The following is a 17749-nucleotide window of genomic DNA, read 5'->3' on the forward strand; positions in this document are numbered from 1 at the left end:
TCTAAATCCGGGTGGATCAGACAGTTCTGTTCTGACAAAACTCCGCGGGTATTGGAATTTATCTATTTGAAATTAACCAAATAGCCATACCTGATGGAGCAGAGTGTTCCATACTGGGTGCTGATGCCGGGACGGCGTCAAAGCATATTGTCTTGAAGTTGCCATGCATGGCGTTTGCATTCGGGAACTGCTCGAATCGCCACCATCATATAGCAGATTTACAGATAAAGAGAAGGGCCTGCTGTCGGAATAGTAAAGCGGCAGCCCGGTTCGCGGGAATTCCGGAGGTTTTAAGGCTGATTTAATCCGTTGCCGGATAGTGATTAATAGCCTCTTAGTCAGTGAAAGGGAGACAGAAGCAGAATTTATGAACCCGTTTCATGACGTTCGGCTGGCAGTGTTATGTCCAGCCTCCGGCTATTCTGTAATCTTCCCTGACAAATTTCTGAATAAATTATTTTCCTTTATTAAAACGATACAATTTGGCTAATCGATAGCAACCAGGGGCAAAACGTTTGCCAGACAGCTGGTTATTTTGCTGTCATTTTTTGTTTTGCTGACACTTTACCAGTCATCAATCGTTGATAAGAGAATTAACAAAAACTTCCATAGCCTGCTGGCAGGCGGCCAGCCAGAACCACAGCGACGAATCGTCACACCCGGTTCTGCGTGACGACACAGCAAAGACGCCAGCAAGCGGAATCTGCTAGCATATCCGCCCGCTTATACAGACTAATGCTGTTCATTTAACCAATCCACGTCATCCCGGACGCGAAGCAGATCCGGGATCCATAGGGCTTTTGGATCCTGAGTCTGCGCGGCCCGAACAGTTCAGGATGACGACAATTTGTGGTTACAAACGCTTAAGTGAACAGCATTACGCTTATACAGACCCGTTTTCATCTTTTCGCACAGGCCTGGTATTAATGACCTCCCAAGGCTCTTCCCCTGATAATTCGTCGATGCCGCCAGACTTTGGCAACGCTGCCGGACTACTGAAACATTTTGGCCGTAGCGCCAGCGCCGAAAACCGCGTATCCATCCTGTTGGGGCTGTTGCAGGTCAGTATGACCATCAGTCTGGCCTGGCTGGTGGCGCGTTTACTGGATCAGGCGATTTATCAAGCTGATGCCAGTTTGCCTGTGCTGGCAGACTGGCTGCTGCTGGGCACTATATTAGTGACCCGGGCGGCAGCGGCGTATGGTCAAAGCCGGGTTGGTAACCGCGCCAGTGTGAAGATTCGTGCAGCCCTGCGCAGTTTTACCCTGCAGCGCTGTTTTGATCTCAACATCCGGCTGTTCCCGCATTTTAATGCCGCTGAAGTCAGTAACCTGCTGACCACTGAAATCGATAAACAACGGGGCTATTTTGCCGATTTTGTGGCGCAGAAAAATCTCGCGGTATTGATGCCGCTGGCGATTATTGTGTCGTCGGCCTTTGTCAGCTGGATGGTGCCACTGATTTTCCTGTTTACCGCGCCACTGGTACCGATCTTTATGATTCTGGTGGGTGACAAGGCTGCCAGCGCCAGCCGCGCCAACATCGACCAGCTGACCCGGTTGGGTAACCTGCTGACTGACCGGCTGAAAAACCTGCAGGCGATTCAGCTGGCTGGAACGGTTGAGCAGGAAGGCCAGCAGCTGTTTGAGCAGTCCGAGAATTTCCGCAAGTCGACCATGAAGGTGCTGCGACTGGCGTTTTTGTCCGGCACCTTGCTGGAGTTTTTCAGTGCCATCAGTGTTGCGATTGTGGCCGTGTACCTGGGGCTGTTCTTTCTGGATAAATACGATATCGGCAGTTACGCCAGTGGCTATGGGCTGTTCGACGGTGTGTTCCTGTTGATGCTGGCGCCGGAGTTCTATCAGCCGTTACGGCGTATGGGCGAGCTGTATCACGACCGCACTGATGCCGTCAGTGTTGCCGAACACCTGTTAAAGCTGGATCAGTGGTATCGCTCCCGGCAGTCTGAGGTAACGGCTCAGCCAATCGAACCTCTGACCCGACTGCAAGTGTCACAGCTGCAAAGTGGTGACCCCGCCAAACCGCTGCATGCGCCTGTCAGTTTTGTGCTGCAAGCCGGTCAGAAGCTACTGCTGGATGGGCCGTCGGGTTCTGGTAAAACCACCTTGCTGGACACGCTGGCAGGTTTGCGACCGCCAGCGGCGGGTGAGCTGCTGGTGAATGGTCAGCCGACCGCTTTATTACAGCAGCCTGGCTGGTTCGAGCAGATTGGTTATCTGTCGCAGCAGCCAGAACTGCTGTTCGCCAGTATTCGCGACAACCTGACGCTGGGACGGTCGTTCAGCGACAAACAGCTCTATACCGCGCTGGCGGAAGCCAGAGTCGACGATGTCGTGGCAGTCTTGCCGGGCGGGCTCGACTATATGATCAGCGACAGTGGTGGTTACCTATCGGGTGGTCAGGCCCAGCGCATTGCGCTGGCGCGGGTGTTCCTGCATCAACCGGCCTTGTTGTTGCTGGATGAACCAACCGCCAACCTGGATCAGCACACGGCAACCGCCTTTATGGAGCGACTGGCCTATTACTGTCGCCAGGGGGGCATGCTGATTATGGCCAGTCACCGACCGGGTGAACGTGATTTCTTTGACCAGCAAATCCAGCTGCAAACGCTAACGGCTGGGCATGCTGACAACACTGCAGACGCAGGAGCCGGATCATGAAAAACCTGCGGCAGTATTATTTTGAATTGTTGTCGCAACAGCAGCGACTGGTGTTGTTCGGTATTTTGCTGGCGGTGCTGACGGCGTTTTCCGGCATTGCCTTGCTGGCGGTGTCTGGCTGGTTTATCAGTGCGGCGGCGTTGGCCGGGCTGAGTACAATCGCGGCCTTTGAATTCAACTTCTTTACTCCTGGTGCGATGGTGCGGGGCTTGTCGATTTCCCGCACGCTGGGCCGTTATGGCGAGCGGCTGGTTACCCACGAAGCGACGTTCCGGCTGATCTCACGTTTGCGAGCAGATCTGTTCCGTTTTATTGGTCGGGGTCGCTGGAGCGAAACCCAGCTCAATCGCCACGAAACAGCCAGTCGGCTGCTGCAGGACATCCAGTACATTGAATCCATTTACCTGTCAGCGCTGGTGCCGACGGTGGTAACGGCAGCGGTGACGCTGGGTTATCTGTTGACGCTGGCACTGGTGTTACCAGTCGCGCTGCTGTGGGTGCTGCCGCTGTTGCTGCTGGCGGTGGTGATCATGCCGCTGCTTTACAGCCGTCAGGTACTGGATGCGCAAGACCGGTTGCACCGGCTGCGCAGTGAACAGTGGCAGTCGTCCAGCTCGCTGTTAAGCAATATGCGCACCTTGACCCTGCATCAACGGCTCCAGCAGACTGGCCATCATCTGACCGGGCAATCTGCTGCTGCCGACCAGCAGGAAGTTGCAGCCGTTAACCGGCAGCAAGGTATGTTGCTGCTGGCGCAGATTGGCCTAATCGGCATGACCGTGCTGGTGTTCTGGCAGGGATTTGTGGCCTGGCAAGCTGGTGAGCTGGCGGGCGCCATGCTGTTTATGCTGCTGTTGCTGACACTTGGAACCGGTGAAGTGTTAATCAATGCGAGCCCGGTTGTTGCCGCTTTCCAGCTCGGTATGCAGGCGCTTGAGCGCTTGCAGCAACTGCAATCCGGTCAGACGGATGCTGAAGACAGTCGGGTTTTTGCTGTTAACAGCGAGTGTCAAGGCGTTCAGCTGCAGCAGCTCGATTATCGTTATCCCGGTCAACCCAAACCGGTATTTGAGCGTTTTAACCATCAATTTTCAGGCCCCGGCTGGCACTGGATTTGCGGCCCCAGTGGTGGTGGTAAAAGCACCCTGATGGCGCTGCTGTCTGGTCAGTTACAGGCCAATGGCGGCAGCATCAACTTCAGTGTGGTGGCCGCTGCTGACGTCGGTCTGATGCCACAACGCATCGACATTCTGCGTGCCAGCCTGCGTGATAACCTCTGTCTGAATCATCCCCACAGCGACGCCGAGCTGCAGGCAGCGTTGGCGCTGGTCGAGCTTGATCAATGGGCGCAGCAGTTACCGCAAGGGCTGGATACCTGGCTCGGTGATGGCGAATGGCAGCCTTCTGGTGGTGAATGCAAGCGACTGGGGCTGGCGCGACTGGTGTTGCGACGGCCGCAGATTATCCTGCTGGATGAACCGGCAGCTGGCATGGACCAGGCGCTGGCGCAAACCGTTTTTGGCAAGCTGGCAGAACATTGGCAGCAGCAGTTGGTCATTGCCAATACCCATGATCGCCAGCTGATTCAGCCGGCTCAGCATGAGTTAAGGTTGGGCTAGCGGAAGCTGTTCAGCAGTACCAAAAGGCCAGTCCCGCAAGGGACTGGCCTTTTTTATTGGATGTTGGCTGGCACCAGTCTGTTACTGAGCTGATGAGTTGTTGTGTTGCTCTTTTCACTTATATTATTGTTATGTTATAACAATTAAAAAACAAAACGACCAAACAACCTCAACGACATCCAACAAGGAAACCAAACCGTGGATCAAAAAACTGCATTGGTCGTCAGTGCTCACTCGGCTGATTTTGTCTGGCGCGCTGGCGGTGCTATTGCCAGCCATGTTCAACAAGGCTGGAAAGTCAGGGTGATCTGTCTCTCCTATGGTGAACGCGGAGAATCCGCCAAGCTGTGGCGCAAGCCAGCCATGACACTGGAAGCGGTAAAAGCTGCCCGTCAGGAAGAAGCTCAGCGAGCCGCCGATATTCTTGGTGCCGAGGTAGAGTTCTGGGACATCGGTGATTATCCGATGCGAGTCTCGGACGAAATCCTGTTCCGGCTGGTCGATACCTATCGCGAACTGCAGCCGGAATTTGTTTTATCGCACTCCGTTAAAGACCCCTACAACTTCGACCATCCCCTGGCTATGCACGTGGCGCAGGAGGCCCGCATCATCGCTCAGGCCGAAGGTCATAACCCGGGCCAGAAAATCGTTGGTGCGCCGCCGGTATATGCTTTTGAACCACACCAGACCGAACAATGTGGCTGGGAGCCCAATACCTTTCTCGATATCACAGACGTCTGGGAAACCAAACGCAAGGCCATTGAGTGTATGCAGGGGCAGGAGCATCTGTGGAACTACTACACCCGGGTTGCCCTTCAACGTGGGGTACAGGCCAAGCGCAATATTGGTATCACCGCCAAACGTAATATCGAGTACGCCGAAGGCTTTATGAAGCTGACACCAACGGTCGTGGATACGCTGTGATCCACTGTTGTTGAAATTGCTGCTCTGACACTGATTGAGCAATGCACCCGGGCGTCCGGTCCCCTCAGTTATCGGCTCCGGTGCATTGCTCGCCCGAATCAATCCGCTGGTCCCAAGCCCTTCAGAGGTTTGGGGCTACTGATGACACCGACCGATGGAAAACCGCATGAACGCCCGACTACCTGATGTATCCGTATCTGACAGCGCGCCGATTCCGGCCAGCCTGTCACAGGTCGGCATGGATGCTATCGATTTACCAATCACGCTGGCCGACAGCAGTAGCCGTTTACAGCTGAGGCCTTATAGCAATGCCCGGGTTCGCGCCACGGTGGATTTGCCGCTGCCTCATATCAAGGGCATTCATATGTCGCGCCTGTACCGGTTGTTGATGCCGTTCGGCGATGACCGGCGACTGACTCCAGCAGCCTTGCAACCATTATTGAGCGACATGATCAGCAGCCATCAGGACTGCGGCAGCAGCGCCGCTGAGCTGGTATTTGAGTTTGAAATCCTGCTGCGCAAGCCAGCGCTTAAAAGCGCCGAGATGTCTGGCTGGAGCGCTTACCCGGTGAAACTGGCGGCGCGGCTGGAGGACGGCCGTTACCAGCTGAGAAGCCGGGTGAGCGTGGGGTATTCCTCAACCTGCCCGTGTTCGGCAGCACTGGCGCGTCAGCTGATTAGTGAGCGTTTCAAGGTCGATTTTGACGAATCAGCGAACGGCATCACCAGCGCCGACGTGGTCAATTGGCTGCAACAGAACGCCAGTCTGGCGACGCCCCACAGCCAGCGCAGTCGTGCCGATGTAGAGGTTGAGATCGATCCTCTGGCCACTGACTTCGGCTTGCCGCAGCTGATAGCGCAGATCGAACAGGCACTGCAAACGCCTCTGCAGACCGCCGTCAAACGGGCTGATGAACAGGCCTTTGCCGAGTTGAATGGCAGCAATCTGATGTTTGTGGAAGACGCCGCCCGCCGCATCAAGTCGGCTCTGGCACCAGACTACCAGCACCTCTGTATCGACGTTTGTCACCTCGAAAGCCTGCATCCGCACGACGCTGTCGCCAGTGTGCGTAGCTGACCAAACCACCGCCGTAACCAGATGATGAGAATCCAATGATCCGTAAAAATCCCCGGGGTGACTTGCCGCAGGTTCACCCGACCGCCTTTGTTGATCCAACCGCTATTTTGTGTGGTCGTGTGATCGTGGAGGAAAACGTCTTTATCGGCCCTTACGCTGTGATTCGTGCTGACGAGCGTGATGCTGATGGTGGCATCGAGCCGATTATTATCGGCGCCCATTCAAACATTCAGGATGGTGTCGTAATCCACTCCAAATCCGGTGCCGAAGTGCGCATTGGTCGCCATAGCTCGATTGCGCATCGCGCCATTGTGCATGGTCCATGTGTGGTGAAAGACCGGGTGTTTATCGGTTTCAACAGTGTGTTATTCAACTGCCATATCAATGACGGCTGCGTGATTCGCTACAACGCTGTGGTTGATGGTTGCGAACTGCCGGAAGGCTTTTACGTACCTTCTACCGCCCGCATTGACAGCCATACCGATCTTGCCTCGCTGCCCAGGGTGTCTGCTGATGCCAGTGAATTTTCCGAAGACGTTGCCCGTACCAACAATGATCTGGTGGCTGGCTACAAACACATTCAGAACGAGTTTTGAGTCATGATTTCGGCCCCTGAATCCGCCCCCGAATCCGCTGCAGAAAAACTGCTGGAGCAGCCGATAGAGGTGAGTTTGCCAGACGGCAAGGTGCTGTCATTTGAGCAAGTCCCCAGCCTGCTGGACGTTGCCAGGGCCATCAGCCCACAATTTGCCAATCAGGTTGTTGCTGGTCGTATCAATGGTGAATTGCATGATCTCTGCGATCCGATCCGGCATAACGCCGCTGTTACCCTGATCAGGGCCGATGACGACGACGGCCTGGATATTATTCGCCATTCCTGTGCCCATTTGCTCGGCCATGCGCTCAAACAATTATTCCCGACTGCCCAGATGGTGATCGGCCCGGTGATCCGCAACGGCTTTTATTACGACATTGCCTGCGAACACAGCTTTACGCCGGACGACATCAGCGCCATCGAAGCGCGTATGAAAGAACTGATCAGCAGCCATTACGACGTGATCAAACGCATGACCCCCAGGGCTGAAGCCATCGACTTGTTTAGCCAGCGCAATGAGCAATACAAATTGCGGCTGATTGACGATATTGCCGCACCGGAAGCAGGCATGGCCGACGAACTGGGGCTGTATTTCCATCAGGAATATCTCGACATGTGTCGTGGGCCTCATGTACCTAACACCCGTTTTCTCAAGCATTTCAAATTGACTGGCGTCTCCGGTGCCTACTGGCGGGGGGATGCCAACAACGAGCAGCTGCAACGGATTTACGGCACTGCCTGGGCCAGCAAACAGCAGCTCAGGGATCACCTCACCATGTTGGAAGAGGCTGAAAAAAGGGATCACCGGCGGTTGGGCAAGGAACTCGACCTGTTTCATTTTCAGGAAGATGCTCCGGGCTCGGTGTTCTGGCATCCGAAAGGCTGGACCCTGTTGCAACAGTTGATCGGCTATATGCGCCGTCGCCAGCAACAAGCTGGTTACATCGAAGTGAACACCCCGGACATGATGGACCGGGGACTGTGGGAAATTTCCGGTCATTGGCAGAACTACCGTGAGCACATGTTTGCGACTGAAACCGAAGACGGTCGCAATATGGCGCTAAAGCCAATGAACTGCCCAGGTAGCGTGCTGCTGTTCCGCCATGGCCTGAAGAGTTATCGCGATCTGCCAATCCGCATGGGCGAATTTGGCAAGGTGCATCGCTATGAGCCATCCGGTGCCTTGCACGGCTTGCTGCGGGTCCGTCATTTCACCCAGGATGATGCCCACATTTATTGCACCCGGCAGCAGCTCAATGCCGAATGCCAGACTGTGATTGCGCTGACGCTGGATATCTATCGCCAGTTCGGTTTTGACGACATTCGCATCAAGCTGTCGACCCGTCCGGACAACCGTATCGGCGACGATGCCAGCTGGGATTTGCTGGAGCAGTCGCTGGTCAGGGCGCTGGATCAGCAAGGCATGGATTACCAGCTCAATCCCGGCGAAGGCGCTTTTTATGGCCCGAAACTGGAATTCGTATTGCGCGACGCTATTGGCCGCGACTGGCAGTGTGGCACCTTGCAGGTCGACATGAATCTGCCTGAGCGTTTCGACATCGCGTTTATCAACGAAGCCGGTGAGCGTGAGAGGCCAGTGATGCTGCACCGTGCCCTGTTCGGCTCGCTGGAACGATTTACCGGTATTCTGCTGGAACATCACAGCGGTAAATTGCCGATTTGGCTGTCACCTGTGCAGGCAGTGGTGATGTCGATTGCCGAAGCCCAGGACAGTTACGCCAGCGAGTTGGCGGAATTGCTGAGCCTCAACGGAATCCGCGCTGAAAGCGATACCCGTAACGAGAAAATTGGCTACAAGATCCGCCAGCAAACCCTGCAGCGAGTGCCTTATTTGCTGGTCGCCGGTAAACAGGAAGTGGCGGAAGGCAGTATCACCATCCGTGATCGAAGGGGCGAGCAGTTGGGCAGCTGGCCGGTTGCCGATGCTATCGAGATTCTGCAGGAAATGGCGACGGCGCCGGATTTCACCAGTGCCGAACAACGTCGCCAACGTCTGTTACGACAACTGGTCAACGGCCAACAGGCCGACACCTCGGTGACTTCATGAACCAGCATGCGGAGCTGTTGTTAAGCGGCGGTACGCTGGTTACGCCGAACGGTAGTCAGGTGGCCGACATCGCCTGCCGCGCTGGCCGGATTGTGGCGATTGGTGAATTGGGACAGTGGCGTGCCGATCAGCATCTGAACCTGGCGGGCTTGCATGTGTTGCCTGGTGTGATCGACAGCCAGGTACACTTTCGCCAGCCCGGCCTTGAACACAAGGAAACCATCGAAGCAGGTTCCCGCGGCGCCGTGCTCGGTGGCGTTACCGGCTTCTTCGAAATGCCCAACACCAATCCACTGACGCTTTCGGGAGCGGATTTGCAGGCCAAACTGGCTATCGCCAGCCGCAGCAGCTGGTGTGACTACGCCTTTTACATTGGCGGCTCGGCAGCCAACTGCACCGATATGCGGGCGCTGGAACAGCTGCCAGGCTGTGCTGGCATCAAGGTCTTTATGGGCAGTTCGTTCGGCGACCTGCTGACCGATAACGACGAAATACTGCGACAGCTGGTTCAGAATGGCCACCGCAGAATGGCTGTTCATGCCGAAGATCAGGCGCGGCTGTTACAGCGCAAACAGCAGTTTGTCGGGTCTCATGATGTGCAGCTGCATCCGCTTTGGCGTGATGAACAAAGTGCGCTACTGGCGACTCAAAAAGTAGTGCGAATGGCCGAAGAAGCAGGTCGTCGGCTGCATGTGCTGCATGTTTCAACCGCGGCGGAAATGGAATTGCTGGCGCAGCACAAACGCTTGGTCAGCGTTGAAGTAACGCCCCATCACCTGACGCTGACAGCACCTGACTGCTATCAGCAACTCGGCACGCTGGCACAAATGAATCCACCCATTCGCGAGCAGCGTCATCAGGATGCACTGTGGGCTGCCATCAACAACGGTCTGGTTGATGTGATAGGCAGTGACCATGCACCGCATACGCTCAGAGAAAAACAACAGCCGTGGCCGGATGCTCCCAGTGGTATGACCGGCGTGCAGACCCTGTTACCCATCATGCTTGATCACGTGCATGCCGGCCGGCTGACGCTGCAACGGCTGGTGGATCTTACCAGTGCTGGCCCGGCGAGAATCTTTGGTCTGGCTGGCAAGGGGCGACTGGCCGTTGGCTATGATGCCGACTTCAGCATTGTGGATCTGCAAGCCCGCCGGACGATCAGCAGTGAATGGATTACCAGTCTGAGTGGCTGGACGCCTTACGATGGTCGCGGCGTAACTGGTTGGCCTATTCACACCATCATTCGCGGCCAGGCTGTGGTACTCGACGAGAGCCTTTGTGGCCAACCCGCCGGACGACCGATTCAGTTTTTGGAAACCGCTCTGCAGGAAATACCCTCATGACAAACCCGAATATCCGCTTTTTCCCTCGCACCAGTATCGAACAGGTGGAAGAGGGCACGGAACTGGCGCCGCGCTTTGATGCCGACGGCCTGATCGCCTGTATCACCACCGACGCCAGCAGCGGCGAAGTACTGATGTTGGGCTACATGAACGACGAAGCCCTGCAACGCACCATCGCCACCGGAGAAGCCCATTACTGGAGCCGCTCACGCCAGCTGTTATGGCACAAGGGGGCTACCAGTGGTCTGGTTCAGCATGTTGAGGAAATGCGTGTGGATGACGATCAGGATGCCATCTGGATTCGGGTATCCGTGGCTGGCAATGGGGCCAGCTGCCATGTTGGCTATCGTTCCTGTTTTTATCGACAGGTGCCGGTTGGCAGCAAACCGCTGGTAGAAGCAGAGACTGACTGGTCTGGTCAGGCGCTGGTGTTTAACGAAGACCACAAGGTATTCGACCCTGAACAGGTGTACGAAGGAATGCCAAACCCAACCTTGTTGTGAGCGGTAGCAAGCCAATCACCGTTCAAACCAATCACTGTCCAAATAAATGCTGTCCCGGACAAGTGCTGTCCCAGACAAGTGCTGTCAGAGATCCTGCCAGCGCAAGGCTTCCAGGACTTTACGAAACGCCGGGGCCGCTTCCCGGCGATTGGGATAATACAAATGATAGCCGGGGAAAGGCGGGCACCAGTCTTCCAGAACCGGCACCAATAAACCGGCGGCAATTTCACTGGCAACACATTCATCGGATAAAAACGCCAGCCCAAAGCCATCGACACAGGCCTGGCGGATTTGCGGCACAGTATTGAATATCAGCTGGCCATTCACCTGCAGCCGTAATTCACGGCCGTCCTTTTCAAATTCCCAAGCATAACAACCGCCATAGGTTGGCAGCCGAATATTGATGCAACTGTGCTGCAACAGATCCTGCGGAATTTGTGGAATCGGATGCTGCTGCCAATACTCCGGGCTGGCGACTGCCAGCATTCTGACCGGGCCGGATATCGGCACTGCAATCATATCCTGATCGATTTGCTCACCCAGCCGTACCCCGGCATCGAGCCGTTCTTCAACAATATTGGTGAGGCCATAATCAATACGGATTTCGATTTTGATATCCGGATATTCCCGCAACAGCGGCCGTAATCTTGGCCAGATAAAGGCTTCGGCAACGTTATCCGAACAGGAGAGCCGTACCGTGCCTGCAGGTTTGTCACGCAAGGCGGAAATATTGGCCAGCTCAATATCAATATCGTCAAACTTGCTGGCAACCCGGTCGATCAGCTGCTGGCCAGCTTCGGTTGGTGAAACGCTGCGGGTGGTGCGGGTCAGCAAACGAATGCCCAGCCGTTGTTCCAGCCCTCGAATGGTGTGGCTGAGGGCTGACTGCGACAGCCCCATTTCAGCGGCGGCACGGGTGAAACTCTGATGACGAGCAACGGCCAGAAAGGCCTGTAGCTCGGAATAATGATCTCTGGGCATGGCAGGCTCCGCCGCACTGGAATCGACAGATACCATTATAAATGGCTTTTTCATGAGCTGAATTCATTAATCCAATCGGCTTTGGTGCACTATTCCTGCCTGACTGGCGCTGCTAGGCTGGCATCCAGATAACTGAATCAACGACCGCGGCGATTGGCCGCCTGAGCGTCGAAACCAGCAATGAGGCCGTTTATGAAAACCCTTGGATACGCTGCCCAATCTGCCACCACACCGCTGGCACCGTTTGAATTTGATCGTCGTGAGCCCCAGGCTGGCGACGTTGCCATCGACATTCTCTACTGTGGCGTGTGCCACTCCGACCTTCACACAGCTCGCAATGACTGGGGCTGGACGCTGTATCCGTCGGTGCCGGGCCACGAGATTGTTGGCCGCGTCAGTGCCGTCGGTGCCGGCGTCAGCAAGTACAAGGTGGGAGATCACGTTGCGGTTGGCTGCATGGTCGATTCCTGTCAGAGCTGCTCGCATTGTCATGATGGTGAAGAGCAATACTGCGACAGCCGCGTCGATACCTATAACGGCCCGGATAAACACCTAGGCACACACACGCTGGGCGGTTATTCCAAACACCTGGTGGTACGCGAAGAATTTGTGATGCGGGTGCCGGACTCTCTGGATCTGGCCAAAGTCGCGCCACTGGTGTGCGCCGGTATCACCACCTATTCACCACTGCGCACCTGGAACGTTGGCCCCGGCAGCAAGGTGGCGGTGGTTGGCCTCGGTGGTTTGGGTCATATGGCGGTGAAACTGGCATCGGCGATGGGCGCTCATGTAACGGTGCTGAGCCGTAGCCCGGACAAGGCGGCTGACGTTGCTGCGCTGGGTGCCGATGCACTGCTGGTCAGCACCGACAAGGCGGCGATGAAAACTGCCCGTAACCAGTTCGAACTCATTATTGATACCGTGCCGGTGAAACACGACATCAACCCCTATATGCCGCTGCTGCAGACCGACGGCACTCTGGTGCTGGTTGGCCAGGTCGGTGAAATGCCGGAATTCAGCAGTGTGCCTATGATTCTGGGCCGTCGCCGGATTGCCGGTTCACTGATTGGCGGTATTCGTGAAACCCAGGAGCTGCTGGATTTCTGTGGCAAAACCGGCGTACTGCCGGAATGCGAAATGATCCGTATGGACGAAATCAATCAGGCCTACGAACGTATGGAAAAGTCCGACGTACGTTACCGTTTTGTGATTGATATGAGCAGCTTGTAATCAGGCTGGCGCAGTTCAGCTGGCCAATAACAGCTGGCTGAGCTGATAGACCTTGCTGTCGGTATAACAGGCTTGCTGGCCGGTATGCGTTGGGCGTTCATCCTGACGATCGGCATGGGTCAGGCGAATATCAAAATGGCGGCTGAACAGTTGGATCAATTCGTCGTCGATGGCAGTTTTCAACACTCCGCTGTGCTTGGTGACGTCTTCGACTGTTAATAAGAAGATCTCGACCTGTGGGTCTATCAGGGCCCGCAGTTGCTGCACGTACTGGGCACGAATACTTTCCGGTAAAGCGGTCAGGGCGGCGCGATCAAGCACACAATCCACCGGCCCCAGCTGCTGTTTTTGTAATGAGAAAAAATCGCCACACCAGATGGTGATATTGGCAGACTTCCAGCAGGTGAAATTGCCGCTGTGCATTTTTCGAACTTGCAGATTGTTTTCCCGGAAAAATGCTTTCACTGCCAGTGGGCTCAGCTCAATGCCAACCACCTTGTGGCCCTGTTGCGCCAGCCAGATCATATCCAGACTTTTGCCACACAAGGGCACCAGAATACGGCTGTTCGGGCGCAGACCCTGAGCGGGCCAATGCTTTACCAGCAAGGGGTTCACCAGCGGTTGATGAAAGCCACCAATCTGGTCCTGCTGCCACATTTGCAGCCATAACAGATTGTCCTGGCGTTTATTGCTATCAAGCGGTGTTGGCACCAGCGTCATCCGCTTGTTGGCATTTGTCATAAAACCCCCATGTCCCACAGTAAACAATTCAGTGTCTGTGCCGCGCCAGCCGAGCGTCACGGCCCGGTTCATAGGGCTATGCGGCTGATGACTGCCTGCGGCGATGGAAGGTCAATGCCGTTGAATTCTGCCAAATTCGCTGTATTTGAGACAAAAGCTCTAACCTGAGCTTGGTTGTGCAATAACTGCACCGTCTATTGACTGGAGTCATTGAACAGGCCGCTGATTTTCTATCTACGTTACCACTATGGTGTTAAAAACCGGCTCAAATCGTTCATTTATCATACATAAACTCCTTGTTTTCGCCTTGTGCTGGATTCCTTGAAAACAAAAACCATGGCCTGTTTAAATTCTTTTTAAATGCGCATGGGGAGATCAGTCTTCGCTTGGCCGAATGGCTTTCACCTCAGCCTGTTTCCAGGCCGCAATAATCTGCTGCCGCAACCATTGGCTGGCCTTGTCGGACTCCCGGCTCTGATGCCAGTACAGATAGGTGTCGACCGACGGTGCCTGGAATGGCGCAATACAGATCTGCTGCAGTTCCGGGTCGTACAGATGATTGACCAGGCTTTCAGAAATGGTCAGCAACAGGTTGGACTGACTGATCAGCTCCAGTCCGGTACTGATTTGCTGACAGCGGGCGACGACCTGGCGGCTCTTGCCTTCTTTCGCCAGCAGCAGGTCTTCGACACCATGGCCTTGCGGCCGTGACGACACCAGTAAATGGTGCTGATTGAGATAATCCTGCTGGGCGATAAAGCCGGATTGCACTGCCGGGTGGCCCTTGCGTGCCAGCACCACAATGCGGGAGCTGGCCAGATGCTGACGGCTGATGCTGGTTGGCAGATTGAGGAACACATCGACGGCAGCGTCGAGTTTGCCACTGTTGAGATCAGCCTCCAGATTGCCACGATCCAGTTGTACCGACGACAACACCAACCCGGCAGCCTGCTGTTGCAACTGACGCATCAGGGACGGCAAAAAAGCGCCTTCCATTAATGGCCGCATGCCGATCACAAAATGCTGGCGGGCGCTGGTGGCATCGAATTCATTCAGCTCGGCGAGTGAGGATTCCAGCAATTGCAGGGCCTGGCGTACCGGATGAATCAGTTTCTGCGCCGCCGGTGTCGGCACCAGCTTCTGACCATTGCGTACAAACAGCGGATCACCAACCCGTTCGCGCAGTCGCGCCAGCGCGTGGCTGACACTAGGCTGGGTCAGGTGCAATATTGCCGCCGCGCCGGTGACACTGCCCTGCGAATAAATGCAGTCGAATACGGCCAGCAGGTTGAGGTCGGTACGATGAATCTGCATGGTGGCTCCGCAGTGAAAACAGATACTGGCACCATACACAGGAGTCAGATTCATGCACAGTATCTATGTATTATTATTCTAACTATTGATTTTACATATATTCTGGCTGGCTTCAGTATGAATCCATCAACTGAAGGACTACCCAATAACAAGCAGGAGTCGGCTGTGAGTCAGAACAATAACAAGCTCGCCAACCCGTTTGATCTGCAGGCTTTGACAGCCTACCTGTCGCAGCATCTGGACTGTGGCCCAGCGGGCACCATGCCTGAGTTAACCCCGATTGCCGGTGGCTTCTCCAACCCGACCTATTTCCTCAAATATTCCGCCAGCGCCGACTATGTGCTGCGCAAGAAACCGGCGGGTGATCTGTTGCCGTCCGCCCACGCGGTTGATCGCGAATACCGGGTGATGGAAGCATTGCAAAACACGGCAGTGCCGGTGCCGAAAATGCTCCATTATTGCGAAGACGCCAGCCTGATCGGCACGCCGTTTTACATCATGGAGCGGGTACAGGGGCGGGTGCTGCACGACAACCGCTTGCCGGACATGAGCCCGGCAGAACGCGGCCAGTATTACGCCGCCATGAATGCCACGCTGGCAAAGCTGCATCAGGTGGATTATCGCGCTGTCGGGCTTGAAGGGTTTGGTCGTGAAGGCGGCTTTATCTCTCGCCAGATCAGGCTCTGGACCGGCCAGTATGAAAAGAGCGACAGCTCGGTGCCAGAAATCGAACAGCTGGGCCAATGGCTGGCCGCCAATCAGCCGGATGAAGACACCACCACCATCGTTCATGGTGATTTTCGCCTTGGCAACCTGATGTTTCACCCGGAAAAGCCGGAAGTGGTGGCGGTGCTGGACTGGGAATTATCGACACTGGGTCACCCCATGTCTGACCTGGGCTACAACCTGATGGTGTGGAAATTCACCGACGCGGAATTCCACGGCATTCTCGATCAAAACTTCGAGCTGTGTGGCATCCCGTCTTACGAAGAATATCTGCAGGCCTATTTTGATAACCGCAGTTTGCCAAACGACTTTAATCCGTTTTACCTGGCTTTTTCCTTTTTCCGGCTGGCGGTCATTTTTGACGGTGTTATCAGCCGTGGCGGTGACGCTGCCGATGCCCATCCAGGCATAGATATCAGCCAGCTGAACCGAATATTTGCAGCCATTGGCCTGAAGGTTGCCAATAACCAAATTTAAGCAGCCCAGATCTAAGCAGACCAGATTTAAGCAGCCCAGATTTAAGTGGCTCTGGCTTTAAGCCAGAGCCGTTAAACCGAATTTAAATAATCACAGCTTTCGTTTGGCGGAAGGGGATTTTTGCACCCTGCTGCCGGATATCCACTAACAGGACATCAGATATGGATTTTGGCTACAACAAAACCACCCAGGAGCTGGCTTTCAAGCTCAGCAACTTTATGGACGACCACGTGATTCCGCGTAATGCGCAGTTTCTGCAGGAATTCCATGACAACGGCTACAACATCTCCTTCTTCAAGGATCTGAAGGCGCTGGCCAAATCCGAAGGTCTGTGGAACCTGTTTTTGCCACATCTGAAAGATGGTGAACCAGGCACCAAACTGACCAACCTGGAATACGCGCCACTGGCGGAAATCATGGGAAGGCTGACTTGGGCCTCGGAAATGTTCAACTGCTCGGCACCGGACACCGGCAACATGGAGCTGCTGCACATGTTTGGCACCGAAGAGCAGAAAAAGCAGTGGCTGGAGCCCTTACTGGAAGGTGAGATCCGCTCCTGTTTTGCCATGACTGAACCGGACGTGGCGTCGTCCGATGCCACCAACGTCACTACTCTGATCCAGCGTGATGGCGACGACTACATCATCAACGGTCGCAAGTGGTTTATCACCGGCGCGCTCAACCCCAACTGCAAGGTCGCCATCGTGATGGGTAAAACCGATCCGAATGCCGACGTGCACAGCCAGCAGAGCATGATTCTGGTGCCGATGAACACCCCGGGTCTGACGGTTGTTCGAGATCTGTCGGTGATGAACCACCACAGCTATGAAACCCATTGCGAACTGCTGTTCAAGAACGTGCGGGTACCGGCCAGCAACCTGCTTGGCGAAGAAGGTTCCGGTTTTGCGCTGGCACAGGCGCGGCTCGGGCCGGGTCGTATTCACCACTGCATGCGCTCCATTGGCCAGGCCCAGCTGGCGCTGGATCTGATGGTCGAGCGCTCGTTAGAACGCAAGACCTTTGGCCAGTACCTGCATGAACAGGGTGTGGTGCGCGAGTTTATCGCCGAATCCATGTACGAAATCGAGCAGGCCCGTTTGCTGGTCTTGAAAGCGGCCTGGCTGATTGATCAGGGTGGTGCCAAGCTGGCCCGCAACGAAATCGCCATGATCAAGGTGGCGATCCCACGGATGCAGCTGAAAGTGGTTGATCGTGCCATGCAGGTGTTCGGTGCCATGGGACTGTCGCCGGATACGCCGCTGCCAGAACTCTGGACCATGGGACGGGCACTGCGTATTGCTGACGGCCCGGACGAAGTTCACCTGCGTTCGATTGCCCGCGGCGCGATCAAGAAAGCCAAGGAAAACTATGGTCAGGCGGCTCGTTTCCTGACCCCTCCTGGCCGTGAGGCTGAACGCGACGCACGGCTGGATCTGCCGTTCGATTATGGTTTGTAAGGAGCCGAT

At 55.3% G+C, this 17749-nt stretch carries 14 protein-coding genes; 11 read left to right on the forward strand and 3 right to left on the reverse strand.

Translation table 11 applies throughout. The features are described from left to right. The first annotated feature begins 926 nt into the window (after positions 1 to 926). The 8 genes from cydD to hisI all read left to right on the forward strand — a co-directional run bounded on the left by cydD (position 927) and on the right by hisI (position 10814). Positions 927 to 2681 (forward strand): thiol reductant ABC exporter subunit CydD, encoded by a 1755-nt coding sequence (cydD, locus tag K6123_RS03805; protein WP_221794247.1) that lies wholly within the window; start codon positions 927 to 929, stop codon positions 2679 to 2681. After that, entirely contained in the window at positions 2678 to 4300 is a 1623-nt protein-coding gene (locus K6123_RS03810) for an amino acid ABC transporter ATP-binding/permease protein (RefSeq protein ID WP_221794250.1), read from the forward strand. The genes cydD and K6123_RS03810 overlap by 4 nt, the downstream gene beginning before the upstream one ends. Before the next feature lie 198 nt (positions 4301 to 4498). Further along, on the forward strand, positions 4499 to 5224 hold the full coding sequence (locus tag K6123_RS03815) for a PIG-L deacetylase family protein (protein WP_343223958.1): 726 nt from the start codon (positions 4499 to 4501) through the stop codon (positions 5222 to 5224). Between the two features lie 166 nt (positions 5225 to 5390). Beyond that, a complete protein-coding gene (gene folE2 / locus K6123_RS03820) occupies positions 5391 to 6302 on the forward strand; it encodes a GTP cyclohydrolase FolE2 (protein WP_221794252.1) in 912 nt (303 codons plus the stop codon). Between the two features lie 35 nt (positions 6303 to 6337). Then, positions 6338 to 6898 carry a gamma carbonic anhydrase family protein gene (locus K6123_RS03825; RefSeq protein ID WP_221794254.1) on the forward strand — a complete coding sequence of 187 codons (561 nt, stop codon included), beginning with the start codon at positions 6338 to 6340 and terminating at the stop codon, positions 6896 to 6898. Positions 6899 to 6901: 3 nt separating this feature from the next. Then, positions 6902 to 8965: a threonine--tRNA ligase gene (thrS, locus tag K6123_RS03830; protein WP_221794255.1), complete on the forward strand. Its 2064-nt coding sequence runs from the start codon at positions 6902 to 6904 to the stop codon at positions 8963 to 8965. Continuing rightward, positions 8962 to 10311, forward strand: coding sequence for a dihydroorotase (locus K6123_RS03835; protein ID WP_221794257.1), 1350 nt, complete (start codon positions 8962 to 8964; stop codon positions 10309 to 10311). The genes thrS and K6123_RS03835 overlap by 4 nt, the downstream gene beginning before the upstream one ends. Continuing rightward, a complete protein-coding gene (gene hisI, locus K6123_RS03840) occupies positions 10308 to 10814 on the forward strand; it encodes a phosphoribosyl-AMP cyclohydrolase (protein WP_221794259.1) in 507 nt (168 codons plus the stop codon). Before K6123_RS03835 ends, hisI begins: the two co-directional genes overlap by 4 nt. 84 nt (positions 10815 to 10898) lie before the next feature. Here the strand turns inward: hisI and K6123_RS03845 are convergent, their stop codons facing one another. Beyond that, positions 10899 to 11849 (reverse strand): LysR family transcriptional regulator, encoded by a 951-nt coding sequence (locus K6123_RS03845; RefSeq protein ID WP_246624577.1) that lies wholly within the window; start codon positions 11847 to 11849, stop codon positions 10899 to 10901. A 138-nt stretch (positions 11850 to 11987) separates the two neighbouring features. Here K6123_RS03845 and K6123_RS03850 point away from each other — a divergent pair, with 138 nt between their 5' ends. Further along, a complete protein-coding gene (locus K6123_RS03850; RefSeq protein ID WP_221794261.1) occupies positions 11988 to 13025 on the forward strand; it encodes an NAD(P)-dependent alcohol dehydrogenase in 1038 nt (345 codons plus the stop codon). Between the two features lie 15 nt (positions 13026 to 13040). Here the strand turns inward: K6123_RS03850 and K6123_RS03855 are convergent, their stop codons facing one another. Further along, a complete protein-coding gene (locus K6123_RS03855; RefSeq protein ID WP_221794264.1) occupies positions 13041 to 13766 on the reverse strand; it encodes a thiopurine S-methyltransferase in 726 nt (241 codons plus the stop codon). Between the two features lie 375 nt (positions 13767 to 14141). Next, a complete protein-coding gene (locus K6123_RS03860; RefSeq protein WP_221794266.1) occupies positions 14142 to 15134 on the reverse strand; it encodes a LysR family transcriptional regulator in 993 nt (330 codons plus the stop codon). A 111-nt stretch (positions 15135 to 15245) separates the two neighbouring features. On the opposite strand from K6123_RS03860, the gene K6123_RS03865 reads away from it, so the two are divergent. Then, on the forward strand, positions 15246 to 16283 hold the full coding sequence (locus K6123_RS03865; RefSeq protein ID WP_221794268.1) for a phosphotransferase family protein: 1038 nt from the start codon (positions 15246 to 15248) through the stop codon (positions 16281 to 16283). Positions 16284 to 16444: 161 nt separating this feature from the next. Then, positions 16445 to 17740 (forward strand): acyl-CoA dehydrogenase family protein, encoded by a 1296-nt coding sequence (locus K6123_RS03870; RefSeq protein ID WP_221794269.1) that lies wholly within the window; start codon positions 16445 to 16447, stop codon positions 17738 to 17740. The last annotated feature ends 9 nt before the right edge of the window (positions 17741 to 17749 follow it).

It is taken from the genome of Oceanobacter mangrovi (assembly GCF_019740315.1).
GTDB lineage: Bacteria > Pseudomonadota > Gammaproteobacteria > Pseudomonadales > Oceanobacteraceae > Oceanobacter > Oceanobacter mangrovi.

What these genes read in the sequence shown, in the direction of transcription:
- cydD (WP_221794247.1), top strand. Translation starts at nt 927, where the DNA reads ATGACCTCCCAAGGCTCTTCCCCTGATAATTCGTCGATGCCGCCAGAC.
- K6123_RS03810 (WP_221794250.1), top strand. Translation starts at nt 2,678, where the DNA reads ATGAAAAACCTGCGGCAGTATTATTTTGAATTGTTGTCGCAACAGCAG.
- folE2 (WP_221794252.1), top strand. Translation starts at nt 5,391, where the DNA reads ATGAACGCCCGACTACCTGATGTATCCGTATCTGACAGCGCGCCGATT.
- K6123_RS03825 (WP_221794254.1), top strand. Translation starts at nt 6,338, where the DNA reads ATGATCCGTAAAAATCCCCGGGGTGACTTGCCGCAGGTTCACCCGACC.
- thrS (WP_221794255.1), top strand. Translation starts at nt 6,902, where the DNA reads ATGATTTCGGCCCCTGAATCCGCCCCCGAATCCGCTGCAGAAAAACTG.
- K6123_RS03835 (WP_221794257.1), top strand. Translation starts at nt 8,962, where the DNA reads ATGAACCAGCATGCGGAGCTGTTGTTAAGCGGCGGTACGCTGGTTACG.
- hisI (WP_221794259.1), top strand. Translation starts at nt 10,308, where the DNA reads ATGACAAACCCGAATATCCGCTTTTTCCCTCGCACCAGTATCGAACAG.
- K6123_RS03845 (WP_246624577.1), bottom strand. Translation starts at nt 11,849, where the DNA reads ATGAAAAAGCCATTTATAATGGTATCTGTCGATTCCAGTGCGGCGGAG.
- K6123_RS03850 (WP_221794261.1), top strand. Translation starts at nt 11,988, where the DNA reads ATGAAAACCCTTGGATACGCTGCCCAATCTGCCACCACACCGCTGGCA.
- K6123_RS03855 (WP_221794264.1), bottom strand. Translation starts at nt 13,766, where the DNA reads ATGACAAATGCCAACAAGCGGATGACGCTGGTGCCAACACCGCTTGAT.
- K6123_RS03860 (WP_221794266.1), bottom strand. Translation starts at nt 15,134, where the DNA reads ATGAATCTGACTCCTGTGTATGGTGCCAGTATCTGTTTTCACTGCGGA.
- K6123_RS03870 (WP_221794269.1), top strand. Translation starts at nt 16,445, where the DNA reads ATGGATTTTGGCTACAACAAAACCACCCAGGAGCTGGCTTTCAAGCTC.